We start from the raw sequence: 14,679 nt of genomic DNA on the forward strand, positions 1-14,679 counted from the left end.
ATGGACTACCCCCAATATTATGGCAACAACTAAGCTGAGACTTAACATTGAGGAGTTGAACGAAGATTTCTTCGATGATACGCGGTTGCTCGGTATTACAGCGCCGGTAAAGAATTACCAGTTCTGTCTTCAGTTGAATAATTTGTTGGGGTATCAGTTCAGGCTCAATCCCGGGTTGGAGATACATTTAAGACGTAAGGAGAGAAGTTATTATTTCAGTATTTATGAATCAAAAGAACCCAATAGTTTTTTGGTTCATTACCTCTACCATAATCAGTTTGATGGAGAATATTTATTGCCTGAATTCAAGCACATGGATTTTTTATGGCTCATGAAAGGTGATTTGGTAGATGATGATAAATGTAACTGGATCAAACAATCCGTAAAAAACCTGGCAGGAGTACAGTTGGTCGCAGAACTTACCAACGAGCAGATTAAGAATAAAGGCAATATGGTGTTCTGATAATAGGGGTGAGTTGTGAATGGTCAATGGTGAATAGTGAACAGAGAGTTCATCACTCACCAATTACTACTCACTATTCACTATTCACCATTGACCATTCACATTAAACACTCGACTATGTGGACAGAAGAAAACAACAAGCTATACCGGAAGTTTCAATTTGGAAATTTTTCCGAAGCATTTGCCTTCATGACAAGGGTAGCTATTGAAGCTGAAAAAATGAACCACCATCCATATTGGAGCAATGTTTGGAATACAGTAGAAATATGGCTCAGCACGCATGATGCAGGTGATATTGTAACCGATCTTGATCACCAGCTTGCAAAAAGAATCGATAAACTGTTATAGTATGGCAACACTACCAACAACAGTTATCCTGATAAAACCCAATGCAAAAATGGGAAAGCCCGTAACCAGGGCATTTCAATCCTTATATGAGTTATTACAGAAGCATGGTGTAACAACAATATCGTTTAACCAGACCGCTGATTCTACCATTGGAGCCTTGTATCCTGCTTGTTGGCTCACTACCTTGCCCGAAGGAATTGTATTGGTATTGCCCATACACAGAAGAGAACGCAGGGAAGAGAAAAGAGATGATATTCTTGAACTACTACAACAAAAATATTTATTGAAAGATGTGGAAGACTGGAGTGAATATGAGGTAGAAGGTTTTTTTCTGGAGGGAACGGCCAGTATGGTAATGGATCACAAACACAAACTCATTTATGCGGCCTTATCACCAAGAACCCATCCCGCTATTCTTGAAAAATTTGCTTCAGCACATAAATACAAAGCCATTACATTCAGTGCAAGAGATGTAATGGGGAAAACACCGTTACATACCAACATGCTCATGCATTTTGGAGAAGATTATGTGCTGCTTTGTGAAGAAGCATTTACGGATGATTTTGAATTAATAGCCATAAAGCAATTACTTCTTTCTACCGGTTACCGGATCATTCCTTTTCAGCTCGATCAGTTGGCATTATTTATGGGGAACAGTTTTTCCTGTAAAAACAACAAGGGCGACCAATTAATATTCATGGGAGAAGCTGCGATGGCATCTTTAACCAGGGAACAAAAAAAATTATTCGGGAAACAGGTAAAAATAATTCCCGTACCGCTGGAAGCAATAGAGAAACCGGGCGATGCCGGTTTGAATGCGATGCTTGTGCCTGTATGGCTTCAACCCAAATAACTGATCAGAGATTCACCAATACTGTTTTCTCCTGCTTTGCAGTTAACCTTCCCACGGGTTCGATGAATTTTTCCAACTGATATTCCTTTAAAACGGTTTGAACTGCTTGGAGTTGGTCGGGTGCAACGGCTATTAATAATCCACCATTGGTTTGAGGATCTGGTAATACATTAAAGGCTTCCATTACATTAACGCCTGTGCCAAAGCCGGTTTTATTACTGTAGCTGTTCCAGTTTCTATAAGTAGCATCAGGTACAATTCTTTGTGCGAGATAAGTTTTTGCAGCTTCTATGATGGGGAGTTTCGAATAATTAATTTCTGCAGATAACCCGCTGCCCTCTGCCATTTCTATAAGATGACCAAGTAAGCCGAAACCGGTTACATCTGTCATGGCATGAACTCCGTTTATTTTTCCCAGTGCCGCCCCTGCTTTATTCAATTGCATCAATAAACTTAACAGAAGGGCCTGATCATCTGATGTCAGTAATTCTTTTTTCTGTGCAGTAGAAAGTATACCTACTCCAAGGGGTTTAGTAAGTAAGAGAAGGTCATTTTCTTTAGCGGTATTATTTTGTTTAAGATTGGAAATATCGACCAAGCCATTTACCGATAAACCAAATATAGGTTCAGGAGAATCGATGCTATGTCCGCCGGCGAGAGGAATACCCGCTTCTGCACAAATACTTCTCGCACCTTCAATTACCTGTTGAGCAAGCTCGGCTGGTAGTTTATCTACTGGCCAGCCCAGTATTGCAAGAGCCATAATAGGCGTTCCTCCCATGGCATATACATCGCTGATGGCATTGGCGCCTGCAATTTTTCCAAAAGCAAAAGCATCATCAACGATAGGCATAAAAAAATCGGTGGTGCTGATGAGTGCCTGACCATTACCCAAATCGTAGGCTGCTGCGTCATCCTTGCTGGCATTGCCCACGAGTAAAGCGGGAAAATCAGGGCCAGGGCTATTGGTTTTCAACATACTGTCGAGTACTACCGGTGCTATTTTGCAACCGCAACCTGCGCCATGAGAATATTGGGTGAGTTTTATATTTTCCATAAAAGGGTAATTATTTTGAAATAACCCACATTACTTCTCCAAACTGGAAACGATCTGAAGGGCCATCTGTTACCATTAATTCGCCGTGTTCATTTACACCTGATAAAGTACAGGAAAAGCGACTATTGTCTTTTTTGAGTTGAATGGTTGATCCTTTCTTATATAAATGCTGGTTATAGTCTGCAAGTAAATTTGCAAAAGGGAGTTCGAATAATTGGGTCATACGTTTATCAATATCCTTACACAGTTCTTTGGCTAATGTAACTGGCTCAAATGTTTTGCCCGTAATTTGTTTAAGTGATACCGGATTTATAAGTTCCGGATTAAACATAACCTGGTTAATATTGATACCCATTCCACATACAGACCACTGCCATTTCTGACCCCTTAGTTGGTTTTCGATTAAAATGCCCCCTGCCTTTCTGTCACGCCAATAAATATCATTCGGCCATTTGATAGCAGTTTCATCACCGGCATAGCGACTAAAAAAATCATAGCATGCCAGTGCTATGGCAATACTTAGGTGGAATTGTTGGGTGTGTATCAGGGGGTTGGGGTCTATAACCACGGACATGATGATATTTTGCCCGGATTCGGTTATCCAGCTTTTCCCATGCTGACCTTTGCCTGCCCATTGTTTATGTGCAAAGAAAACCGAACCATGCGATGCCAAATTGTGTTGAATATGGGTCATGGCATAGATGTTGGTACTATCTGTTTCAGATAATTCCACGAACGGCTGTCCAATTGCTGCTTTAACGTTCACTGATGCCAAAGAATTACTATTTTTGACGAAGTTACCACCGTTAAGCCAACAAGCCCTTTAAACCTGATAAGTTTATCTAAGGACTGGTTGTCTGGAGTATTATTAAATTTTAAATAAGATCTATTATTGGAACCGCTTTCTGTTTTACAAAGCCGCACTAAAAGCTCGGTAACGAGGCTTACCCGGAATTCTAAAATTTTCAAAACGATTATTAAGGCTGTACAGGATAAAAAAGCAGAAGAAATTATTAGCCTTGACCTTAGGAAAATACCTGAAGCGGCCGCTGATTTTTTTGTGGTTTGTCAGGCATCGAGTACTACCCAGATCAAAGCCATTTGCGATTCGGTAGAGGCAGAGGTGAAAAATGTTTGCGGAGAAGCTCCTTACAAACATGAGGGCAGACAGGCATTACAGTGGGTTTTGATAGATTATGTAAACATTGTTGTTCATGTAATGCATCCGGATGCACGTAAGTTTTACAAGTTGGAAGACATGTGGAGCGATGCAGCCTCACAAATGCATGAATAAAAAAAATACAGTTTCACTGAATATTCGGGAAGCTGAAACGTCATTATACTGAGAGGAATATGTCACAGGAAAACAAGCAATTTAAATCAAACATGGAAAAAGGTGATGGGCAACGTAAAGGCCCCAAATTTAATATTTACTGGATTTACGCTATTATTATCATAGTGCTGGTATCGGCCCAGATCTTCAATTTCGCTCCCGATTTGAAAGAAATTTCAGAGAAGCAATTCAGGGACAATATCCTATTACAGGGCGATGTACAGAAACTTGATCTTGTAAAGAACAAAGAGCAGGTACATGTTTACGTAAAGAAAGATCGATTGAACAAAGATTTTTACGTAAAACAATTCAAAGGAAAGCTCGACCCTAAGAAAATTGGTAATGTGCCTATTTTTTCTTTCAAAGTGGTAGACTGGAAAGCATTTGAAGAAAGGCTTGATCAATTCTCCAAGGAAAATAATATTGCCGAAGTTGATACCACGGTAGTAGAAGCCCCTGAATGGTTTGGGCCTTTATTCAACACCATATTTACACTGTTCATCATTGTGATTGCCTGGGTATTACTCATGCGCAAAATGGGCGGCCCATCGAGTGGTGGTGGTCCGGGCGGTATCTTCAATATCGGCAAATCAAAAGCAACTTTATTTGATAAGGGCGCAAAAGTGAACATCACATTTGCCGATGTAGCTGGTTTGGATGAAGCAAAAGTGGAAGTAATGGAAATCGTGGATTTCCTGAAAAACCCTAAAAAATATACTTCATTAGGTGGTAAAATACCAAAAGGAGCTTTGTTGGTTGGTCCTCCGGGAACCGGTAAAACATTGCTGGCAAAAGCAATGGCCGGTGAGGCACAAGTGCCTTTCTTTAGTCTGAGTGGTAGCGATTTCGTAGAAATGTTTGTGGGTGTAGGTGCAAGTCGTGTTCGTGACCTTTTTAAACAGGCCCGTGAAAAAGCGCCTTGTATCATTTTCATCGATGAAATTGATGCGATCGGCCGCGCACGCGGAAGAAATGCCATTATGAGCAATGATGAAAGAGAGAATACCCTTAACCAGCTACTGGTAGAAATGGATGGATTTGGTGGCGATACAGGAATTATCATTCTTGCTGCTACCAACCGACCAGATGTATTGGATAGTGCACTGTTGCGTCCGGGTCGTTTCGACAGACAAATTTCTATTGACCGTCCGGATGTAAAAGGACGTGAGGCGATTTTCAAAGTGCACCTCATGCCAATCAAAATATCTGAAACCCTCGATCTGCACAAACTGGCTGAACAAACACCAGGATTTGCAGGGGCCGATATTGCCAACGTTTGTAATGAAGCAGCATTGATTGCGGCCAGGAAAGGTAAAGAAGCGGTTGATATGAGCGATTTCCAGGATGCTATTGATCGCGTTATCGGTGGACTGGAAAAGAAAAATAAAATCATTGCACCACATGAAAAATCTGTAATTGCTTATCATGAAGCTGGTCATGCAGTGTGCGGATGGTTCCTTGAACATGCGTATCCTTTATTGAAAGTTACCATCGTACCAAGAGGTACCGCTGCACTTGGTTATGCCCAGTACACACCAACGGAACAATATCTTTATAATACAGATCAGTTGATGGATCAGATATGTATGACCCTGGGTGGACGTGCGGCTGAACAAATATTTTTTGGTAAAATTTCAACAGGTGCTGCAAACGATCTTCAACAGATTACCCGCATCGCTTATAGCATGGTAACGGCTTATGGTATGAATAATAAAGTAGGTAATGTTAGCTTTTATGACCCTGCTGCTGAAAATACCTTTACCAAACCTTATAGTGAAGAAACAGGAAAATTAATTGATGAAGAAGTTCGTGGTATCATTGATGAAGCATACCAGCGTACCATTAAGTTGTTAACGGAAAGAAAAGAAGAAGTAGAAAAATTGGCGAAAGAACTTTTATCAAAAGAGGTATTACATAAGAGTGATGTGGAAGAATTGATTGGTAAACGACCATTCGAAGAAAAGAAAATCCTGGAAGTGGAAGAGGAATCTACTGTAGCTACAGAAACAACACCTGTTGCTCAGGCTCCCTCAGAAAGCCCTGCTTCCGATGATAATATTTCAACAGATACAACGGTTATTGCCTGATGTCTACAAATGCAAAAGATAATATCCTGAAAAAAATAAAACAGGCACTGACTCAACCAGTGCCTGTTCCCTTTTCTGAAAGGATAAAAGAAACTACTACCGTATTCCAGCCTGCAACAGATGACCTGGAAGTTTTGTTTGCGCAAAACTTTACCCAGTTACAAGGGCGTTTTGCCTTTTGTGAAAATGAAAAAGAACTTGCCTCTCAATTGAACATGCTATTTATTCGCAGAGAATGGAAAGCATTGTATTGCAGGGAAGAGGAATTGAAGGAACAATTACAATCGGCAGGTTTTACTGCTATGACAGCAACAGATGTTGAATCTTGTGATGCATCTATTACCGGATGTGAATATCTGGTTGCCAGAACCGGCAGTATGGTAATGTCAAGTGCGCAGCAAAGCGGAAGAACGGTGAGCGTTTATGCACCAGTACATATATGTATTGCCTATACCGATCAATTAGTATATGATGTGGAAGAGGCCCTTTTTTCTTTAAAGGAAGAATATGGTCAACAACTTCCTTCTATGATTACCTTGGCCACCGGACCGAGCCGTACGGCAGATATCGAAAAAACCTTAGTTGTTGGGGTTCATGGTCCAAAAGAAGTATTTTGTTTTTTAGTACAACGAAACGGATAAACAATGCCTACGGAAATATTACCCTTATTTGTTTACGGTTCATTAAGAAGTGGTTTTCAGCACCCCGCTTATGCATATATAAGTCGCTATTTTACTTTGCAGGGAACGGCAAAAGTAAATGGCGAACTGTTTGATATGGGCGAATACCCCGCGGCAGTTCCTACCGATAAGGAAGATTGGATTATTGGTGAATTATATACCATTCAAAAAGAAGAAGAATTTTCCTGGGCTATCGGGCAATTAGATGATTACGAAGGAATTAATGGCGAACCTGATGAACCACAACTTTATAGAAGAGATAAAACGATTGTTCACCTAAACAACCAACAAATAGAGGCCTGGATATATTGGTATAATGGGTCGGTAGCTGGAAGACCAAAAATTGAGTGTGGCGATCTGCTGGTTTATATTCAGCAACAAAGAAAATCCTAAAGCTTTAGTTATTCAACGGATGCAATTGATTACTCCAGAAAAGAAAATATATTTTCTATCCGATTTTCACCTCGGGGCACCCAACTATGCGGCAAGCCTGGAAAGGGAAAAAAAAGTAGTTGCATTTCTCGAAGAAATTCGAAAAGATGCTGCGATTATATTTATCGTAGGAGACATCTTCGATTTTTGGTATGAGTACAAAAAAGTAGTACCCAAAGGGTATGTACGCTTGCTCGGAAAACTTGCAGAACTTAGCGATAGCGGTATCGATATTCGTGTATTTACAGGCAACCACGATATGTGGATGAGCGGATATTTTGAACAGGAACTGAATATACCTGTATACCATCATCCAAAAGTTTTTGAATGGAACGGTAAACAGTTTTATATCGGTCATGGAGACGGACTTGGACCTGGTGATCATGGATATAAGTTCCTGAAGAAAATATTCCGAAACCCATTGTGTCAATGGCTTTTCGGCCAACTTCATCCTACCTGGGGCATAGGTCTCGCCAACTATTTCAGCAGAAAAAGCAGGGAGAAAACAGGTAGTGCAGATGAGCATTTTATGGGTGAAGACAAGGAATGGCTAATCATCTATTGTAAAAGTCTGTTAGAACAGGAATACTTCGATTATATGATATTTGGTCATAGGCATTATCCCATCGATTTTGCACTCACAGATAAAAGCCGCTACATTAACCTTGGCGACTGGATACGTAATTTTACTTATGCAAGTTTTGATGGAACTACTATGTCCCTTCAGCATTGGAAACCCTAATGCGTTTAATTTGTAACTATGGATCGTTTTTTACAGCAAAAAATATTAGACAATACAGTTGAGGCATATTTATACGTAATAGGCACCATCCTGGTAATGCTTGTGTTGAAGCGCTTTGTGTCGCGCTACCTGGCACATCAGCTTTTTAAGATGATTGCCAATAAAAAAAACCAGACAGCGCGGAAATCGTTCCTTGATCTGGTCGTCCAACCCCTTGGTTTATTTCTTTTATTATCAATTTCAATCATCGCCATCGATAAATTAAAATTTCCGGGAGTGCTGGATTTTAAGATATATCGGATAACATCAAAAGAGTTATTAGAATCGATTGCTAATGCCATTATGGTCATTGTTTTTATACGATTATGTATCCGTATAATAGATTTTATTGCAACGGTACTGGAAGAAAAAGCAAATCTTACCCAAGACCAAACAGACAATCAACTAATCATTTTCTTCAAGGATTTTTTCAAAGTAATACTTGTCATTATAGGGGTATTACTGATGATGAAGTTTTCTTTTAATAAGAGTATTGGTAATTTATTAACCGGACTGAGTATCGTTGGTGCGGCTGTGGCATTGGCAACCCGCGAGAGCATGGAAAACCTGATTGCATCTTTCATCATTTTCTTTGATCGACCCTTTGCAGTGGGGGATCTGGTAAAAGTAAATGGCTTTACCGGCAATATCGAAAAAATTGGGTTGAGAAGTACGCGCATCAGAACAACAGAAAAAACCTATATATCTGTGCCCAATAAACAGATGGTAGACAGTATAGTAGACAACCTGAGTTTACGTACCCAGCGAAAAGCGGAACTAAGGCTTGAGATAGACCTTGCTGCAACATCAACAGAATTACAGGCATTAACAGATGCTATCAAACAAATACTTACCAAACCGGAAATTGAAAATAAAGTGGTATTCCTCGGTGAAACGGGAAAGAATGCACATGTCGTAACGATTGAGTTTTTTACAAGTGTGGCACAACCGATAGATGCATTCAACCTTTTAAGACAGGAAGTGAATCTGCAGATTATAACATGGCTCGAAGAGCATAATGTTGCATTGGCTGCCTCAAACACATCGGTTGTTGTAAAACAGGCTTGATGTGCTAGTTATTTAATCCGGTCTTGAGTTCCAGTAAAAATGATTTGAATCGGGTGAGTGATTGCACAAGTTGTAATTGTACGTCTGCCTGACCCTTATTTTGCTTCAGGTAATTGCGGGCTCCTTCGATAGAGAATTTGCGCTGGCGCAAGAGAAAATAAATTAACTGAAGGTTTTTAATATCATCAACCCTGAATAATCTGTCTCCTTTGCGTGTTTTACGCGGTTGAAGAATATCGAATTCATTTTCCCAGTACCGCAATAAAGAAGTATTCACTTTAAACCATCCAGCTACTTCACTAATTGGGTAATATAATTTCTGACTAAGGGTTTCTTCATCGGGTATTTCTATCAGGTCAACTTCAGTATCTATTTCTCTAAATGATTTTCTTCCTCTTTTCGCCGGTAGACTTTTATTTGCTTCAGCAACTGTTACCTGAGCTGTGGGTTTTGTTTCTTCAGCAACAGGGCTTGGTGCAGGTTTGACCTTTATTTTAACTACAATCCGCTCATCTGCGAATACTACCGGATCGTTTTTGGGAGCAACTACTTCTTCTACCTTAGGAGCCGATTCAATAACGGTAACAGGTGCTGGTTCATAAACCGGTTGGGGTTCCTGTATCACAGGAACAACTGTTTCCGCCGCTTTCTCTTTCACAACCGGCTTTTTCTTAACCGGAGCCGGCTCAATGGGCATACCAAACAAATCGAGTTGTTGAAAAGGCTTTTGCATGGTATAAAAGTAATACATCTGTAAAGCAGGAACTTATGTAGCTTAGTTAAAGTGGAAAAGATGTAAGTATCTTGCAGTTAGCTTAGGAATTATATTATGAAAGAAATTAAAACAATTTGTGTTTGCGGGGCCGGAACCATGGGTAGCGGCATTGCACAGGTAGCTGCTCAGGCCGGGTTCAACACCATACAATTCGATTTAAATGAAGCTGTAGTTGAAAAAAGCCGGCAATCGATTATGGCTTCACTGAGTAAGCTGGTTGATAAAGGAAGGATAGATGCAGAAGAAAAAACGACTATTCTGAGCCGATTGCAGTTTACTACATCAATAAATACCTGCAAGGCAGATCTGGTAATTGAGGCCATAATTGAAAAAAAGGAAGCCAAACTGGGTCTTTTTCAGCAATTGGCAGACATCAATAATCAGGATACCATATTTGCTACAAATACCTCATCAATTTCAATTTCAGCCATAGCGGAAGGCATTCCAAATCCGGAAAGGGTGGTTGGGATGCATTTCTTTAATCCAGCTCCATTAATGAAACTGGTGGAAGTTATTCAGGCAAACCAGACTTCACAGGAAACCATCGATGCAACTATTGCCATCACCAAACAAATGCAAAAAACACCTGTATTGTGCAAGGATGCACCCGGTTTTATTGTTAACCGGGTTGCCCGGCATTTTTACCTTGAGGCCATGCGTTTTATAGAAAAGGAACAGGCCGATATTGAAAGTATTGACCAGCTTATGGAAGCTAGTGGCTTTAAAATGGGGCCTTTTAAACTGATGGACCTGATAGGCATGGATATCAATTATGGTGTGAGTCAAATAGTTTGGGAAGCATTAAACAAGCCGGAAAGATTAACGCCCTCTCCTGTACAACGTGCTAAAGTAGAAGCCGGAGAACTGGGCCGGAAAACAGGTAAGGGTTTTTATGGGTATGGGGCTTAGACCATGGTTGTTGGCGCGAATTAAAAGTTGAAGAACAATATAGGGTTTATGGATTATTCCTTATAGATCATAGCATATAGTACACTAATCTGTTTTCCTATGGACCATGGACTATTGACTATTGACTATGGTCTATAAGCCAGCCCCCTTCAACCTTGATTCGCAATTATCTCAAAAACAATTTGTATGAAATATTTACTTTCTTCAATCGCTGCGCTGCTACTGCTTGCTTCCTGTCAGCTTAGCAGCAGCAATGTAACCGGAGAAGACAATAAGGAACTGGCAGCTTTCCTGGATAATTATTATGAAACCCGTTTGCAGTTTTTTCCGATTGTGGCCACCATTAATGGAAATGAAGCATACAATGATCAACTGTTAATTGACTTTACCGATGGTCATCGTTCCAGGTTAAAGCAGTTTTATTCAGAACAATTAATTTATTTATCCAAATTCGATCGCGAAAAACTGAATACCAATGACCAATTGAGTTATGATGTATTAAAAAGAGAATTGGGAATAAATATTACCGCTCTGGGTTTTAAAGACAACTACATGCCCCTGAATCAGTTTTCCAGTCCTCACCTGGTTTTGATGCAAATGGGAAGTGGACAGGTTTATCAACCCTTTAAAACGGTTACTGATTACGATAACTGGTTAAAGCGTGCATCGGTAATTCCCGCTTATCTGGATAGCGCGATTGTTTATTTTAAAAAAGGGATAGCAACTGGATATGTGTTACCCAAAATTTTAGTGGAGCGAATGATTCCCCAATTTCGTTCAGTCATTACAGACACACCTGCTGCCAGTTTGTTTTATGGGCCTGTTAACCTGATGCCTATAGCATTTGATATTGCTGACAAAAAAAGGCTGGCAACTGCATTTAATGTACTTATTAAAGAGCAGTTAACACCTGCTTTTAAAAGAATGGCGGATTTCCTGCAACAGGAATATCTACCAGCATCCAGGGCAACAACAGGGATTGCTGCAATACCTGATGGCAGTAACTACTACAGGTTCTTAGTAAAACAACAAACTACGACCAGTTTAAGTCCGGATGAAATTTATCAGACCGGTTTATCAGAAGTAAAACGCATTCGTGCTGAAATGGAAAAAACAAAAGATGCAGTTGGCTTTAAAGGCGACCTGAAATCATTTTTTGCATTTATTAATACGGATAAACAGTTTACTCCTTATAAAACACCGGAAGAAATCATTGCAGCATTTCATTCGATTCAGGCAATTATAGAACCCAATCTGCCTAAGTATTTTGGTAAAACCCCAAAAACTGCTTTTGAAATAAGACAGACTGAAGCATTCAGGGCTGCTAGTGCAAGTGCAGAATATCAACAGGGTACTTCAGATGGCAGCAGACCAGGTATTTTTTATGTGCCCATTCTGGATGCCACTACTTTTAATACAACCAGCGGAATGCAAAGCTTGTTTTTGCATGAAGCTATTCCAGGTCATCATTACCAGATTAGCTTGCAACAAGAAAATACAAAGCTGCCCAAATTCAGACGCTTTACGGTTAATAATGCTTATGAAGAAGGATGGGCTTTATATTGTGAAAGTCTTGGAAATGAACTGGGGCTTTATAAAGATCCTTATCAGTACATTGGAGCATTAGGCGATGAAATGCATCGTGCAATACGCTTGGTAGTGGATGTAGGAATGCATGAAAAGGGCATGACCCGCGAAGAAGCCATACAGTACATGATGGAAAATGAACAAATCAGTGAAGCAGGAGCCGTTGCAGAAATTGAAAGATATATGGCCATTCCTGGTCAGGCATTAGGTTATAAAATAGGTGCATTAAAGATCAGGGAGCTAAGAACAAAATATGAAGCGCAATTGGGAAGCAGATTTAAGATAAATGCTTTTCATGATGTTATGCTGAAAGACGGCGCCTTACCACTTGAACTGTTGGAAAAGAAAATGGGACAATGGGCAGCAAAGCAATGATTAGGATTTTAGTTGCCAGTGCTGGTATACAGTAGTGCTCAAAAATAGAAGGTAAGATTTCATTCTAATTAAGACATAATTTCGCGACTACATGCGTATCGCTATTAACGCCATATTCCTGCAAAATAATCCTTTGGAAGGGTATGGTCATTATACCGTTGAAGTAATCAGGAGAATCATAGAAACGCACCCGGAAGATGCGTTTTTATTGGTGTACGACAGACCATGGGAAGATGATGGGTTAATAAATGATAATGTTACCAGGATTCTGGTAACACCAGCCGCCAGACATCCACTGAACTTTAAATATTGGTACGATATAAAAGCTACCGCAGCGGTAAAAAGATGGAAGGCGGATGTTTGGTTTCAGCCTTATGGGTTTTGTAGTTTAACAACCAGTGTTCCGCAGGTATTAATGATTCATGACCTGGCTTTTAAACATTATCCTCAATACATAAGCTGGTATCAACGTTTGTATTACCGTTGGTTTACTCCTTCCTTTATTCGGAAAGCAAAGAAACTTGTAACTGTTTCTGAATTTTCAAAAAAAGATATCATTCAAACTTATCCTTCAGCTTCCGAAAAGATTACCGTAATTCCCGGAGCGGCAAGAGAAGGGTTTGTACCCATAAGCTGGGAAGAAAAAATGGCCGTTAAAGATGGTTATGCTGATGGAAGAGAATATTTCTTATTTGTAGGCGGTATTCACCCACGCAAAAACCTGCTGAACTTGCTGAAAGGATTTTCTCATTTCAAAAAATGGCAACATAGTAATATGAAATTATTGGTTGCCGGAAGACTGGCATGGCAATATGATGATCTGCTTGAGAAATTAAAAACATATAAATACCGCGATGATGTGGTATTGCTAGATTATTTATCCGAAACGCAATTATATAAACTAATGGCCGGGGCCTATGCCCTGGTTTACCCATCCTGGTTCGAAGGTTTTGGTTTGCCTGTTTTGGAAGCCATGCAGGCAGGGGTGCCTGTTATTTGTTCTGATACAAGTAGTTTACCGGAAGTGGCAGGGGGAGCAGCCGTACTGGTAAATCCGGCCGATCCTGATGCGATTGGGAAAGAATTGATTTCAATTTATCGGAATGAGGGCCTCAGAACGGCTTTTATAGAAAAGGGTTTACAAAGGGCAGCAGATTTTAACTGGAATGATACTGCAACTAAAATATACCAGCAGCTGCAAATGGCAACTCAAACAAGGTAATTACCAAGGCTATTCCATTGTTGTCAGGGAAAAAAAACAGCTTCTAGCCACTAGCTGCTGGCTACTAGCCTTTTTTTGCTTTTAATTTAACCATGCACAAGCGTAAATATGGTAGTTGAATATTTATTTTAAGTAGGGTTTTTACAAAACAAATTCGCAAGCCCTGTCATTTATTCAAATCGTAGCAGATAGCCTAAAACAAGCACCAATCGAGGCTAGCGGCTAGAGGCTAGAAGCTCGCAGCTCATTTTCTCCGGTCAGTTCTGGCTTGCAGCTTGCAGCCAATTTCCCAGACAGTATCAAGGCTATTCCCTGATTAATCTTATTTTTGCGCCTCATTATATATAGATATTTATGCATCAATCAACAATAAGCATCGACGTACATTTAGACGATGATAAAGTACCTCAGCACATCGAATGGAAGGCTACCGACAGCACAGCGGCCGTTGCACAACCCGCAAGAGCAATGATGGTTGCCTTTTGGGACGCAACAGATAAATCGGCACTACGTATTGATCTTTGGACCAAGGATATGATGGTAGATGAAATGGCAGATTTTTACTACCAGACCCTAATGGGTATGGCAGATACTTACCTGCGTGCTACCCAACAACAGGATATGGTAGACGATATGAAAAATTTTGCCAAGGATTTCTATAAGAAATTCCGTGATAGTCAACTGAAAGAAAACAAATAAAACTTACCGA

Annotated in this window: 16 protein-coding genes; 13 read left to right on the plus strand and 3 right to left on the minus strand. The window is 40.1% G+C overall.

What is annotated here, in order from left to right; genetic code table 11:
- Positions 1 to 19: 19 nt before the first annotated feature.
- From ACH30E_RS03035 to ACH30E_RS03045, 3 genes are all read left to right on the plus strand, one after another.
- A complete protein-coding gene (locus tag ACH30E_RS03035) occupies positions 20 to 463 on the plus strand; it encodes an IPExxxVDY family protein (RefSeq protein ID WP_294988689.1) in 444 nt (147 codons plus the stop codon).
- 117 nt (positions 464 to 580) lie between these two features.
- The gene (locus tag ACH30E_RS03040) at positions 581 to 811 is read left to right on the plus strand and encodes a 4a-hydroxytetrahydrobiopterin dehydratase (protein ID WP_294988686.1); all 231 of its coding nucleotides are present in this window, start codon (positions 581 to 583) and stop codon (positions 809 to 811) included.
- 1 nt (position 812) lies between these two features.
- On the plus strand, positions 813 to 1,664 hold the full coding sequence (locus ACH30E_RS03045; protein WP_490823613.1) for an arginine deiminase-related protein: 852 nt from the start codon (positions 813 to 815) through the stop codon (positions 1,662 to 1,664).
- 4 nt (positions 1,665 to 1,668) lie between these two features.
- On the opposite strand, the gene selD is transcribed toward ACH30E_RS03045, so the two are convergent.
- Together selD and ACH30E_RS03055 are read right to left on the minus strand one after the other, a co-directional pair.
- Positions 1,669 to 2,721, minus strand: a complete 1,053-nt coding sequence (selD, locus tag ACH30E_RS03050; protein ID WP_490823614.1) for a selenide, water dikinase SelD — start codon at positions 2,719 to 2,721, stop codon at positions 1,669 to 1,671.
- A 10-nt stretch (positions 2,722 to 2,731) separates the two neighbouring features.
- Positions 2,732 to 3,487, minus strand: coding sequence for a biotin--[acetyl-CoA-carboxylase] ligase (locus ACH30E_RS03055; protein WP_490823933.1), 756 nt, complete (start codon positions 3,485 to 3,487; stop codon positions 2,732 to 2,734).
- Between the two features lie 126 nt (positions 3,488 to 3,613).
- Here ACH30E_RS03055 and rsfS point away from each other — a divergent pair, with 126 nt between their 5' ends.
- Genes rsfS through ACH30E_RS03085 form a run of 6 tightly spaced genes read left to right on the plus strand, consistent with a single transcriptional unit; the run spans position 3,614 to position 9,102 of the window.
- Positions 3,614 to 4,015, plus strand: coding sequence for a ribosome silencing factor (gene rsfS, locus ACH30E_RS03060; protein WP_294988676.1), 402 nt, complete (start codon positions 3,614 to 3,616; stop codon positions 4,013 to 4,015).
- Between the two features lie 59 nt (positions 4,016 to 4,074).
- The gene (gene ftsH, locus ACH30E_RS03065) at positions 4,075 to 6,141 is read left to right on the plus strand and encodes an ATP-dependent zinc metalloprotease FtsH (RefSeq protein WP_294988673.1); all 2,067 of its coding nucleotides are present in this window, start codon (positions 4,075 to 4,077) and stop codon (positions 6,139 to 6,141) included.
- Positions 6,141 to 6,782, plus strand: a complete 642-nt coding sequence (locus tag ACH30E_RS03070) for a LutC/YkgG family protein (protein WP_490823615.1) — start codon at positions 6,141 to 6,143, stop codon at positions 6,780 to 6,782. The genes ftsH and ACH30E_RS03070 overlap by 1 nt, the downstream gene beginning before the upstream one ends.
- Before the next feature lie 3 nt (positions 6,783 to 6,785).
- Entirely contained in the window at positions 6,786 to 7,214 is a 429-nt protein-coding gene (locus ACH30E_RS03075) for a gamma-glutamylcyclotransferase family protein (protein ID WP_490823616.1), read from the plus strand.
- 19 nt (positions 7,215 to 7,233) lie between these two features.
- A complete protein-coding gene (locus ACH30E_RS03080) occupies positions 7,234 to 7,995 on the plus strand; it encodes a UDP-2,3-diacylglucosamine diphosphatase (RefSeq protein WP_490823617.1) in 762 nt (253 codons plus the stop codon).
- A gap of 18 nt (positions 7,996 to 8,013) precedes the next feature.
- Complete coding sequence (locus ACH30E_RS03085; RefSeq protein ID WP_490823618.1) at positions 8,014 to 9,102, plus strand: mechanosensitive ion channel family protein; 1,089 nt, start codon at positions 8,014 to 8,016, stop codon at positions 9,100 to 9,102.
- Between the two features lie 4 nt (positions 9,103 to 9,106).
- Here ACH30E_RS03085 and ACH30E_RS03090 read toward each other — a convergent pair whose 3' ends face one another.
- On the minus strand, positions 9,107 to 9,835 hold the full coding sequence (locus ACH30E_RS03090; RefSeq protein ID WP_490823619.1) for a MerR family transcriptional regulator: 729 nt from the start codon (positions 9,833 to 9,835) through the stop codon (positions 9,107 to 9,109).
- Between the two features lie 96 nt (positions 9,836 to 9,931).
- Between ACH30E_RS03090 and ACH30E_RS03095 the strand changes: the two genes are divergently transcribed.
- From ACH30E_RS03095 to gldC, 4 genes are all read left to right on the plus strand, one after another.
- Positions 9,932 to 10,786, plus strand: a complete 855-nt coding sequence (locus tag ACH30E_RS03095; protein WP_490823620.1) for a 3-hydroxyacyl-CoA dehydrogenase family protein — start codon at positions 9,932 to 9,934, stop codon at positions 10,784 to 10,786.
- 186 nt (positions 10,787 to 10,972) lie between these two features.
- Positions 10,973 to 12,748 (plus strand): DUF885 domain-containing protein, encoded by a 1,776-nt coding sequence (locus ACH30E_RS03100; protein WP_490823621.1) that lies wholly within the window; start codon positions 10,973 to 10,975, stop codon positions 12,746 to 12,748.
- 91 nt (positions 12,749 to 12,839) lie between these two features.
- Positions 12,840 to 13,970, plus strand: coding sequence for a glycosyltransferase family 4 protein (locus ACH30E_RS03105; RefSeq protein WP_490823622.1), 1,131 nt, complete (start codon positions 12,840 to 12,842; stop codon positions 13,968 to 13,970).
- Between the two features lie 354 nt (positions 13,971 to 14,324).
- Positions 14,325 to 14,669, plus strand: a complete 345-nt coding sequence (gldC, locus tag ACH30E_RS03110; protein ID WP_294988646.1) for a gliding motility protein GldC — start codon at positions 14,325 to 14,327, stop codon at positions 14,667 to 14,669.
- Positions 14,670 to 14,679: the final 10 nt, after the last annotated feature.

Source organism: Sediminibacterium sp. FW305-C-61, from assembly GCF_058231065.1.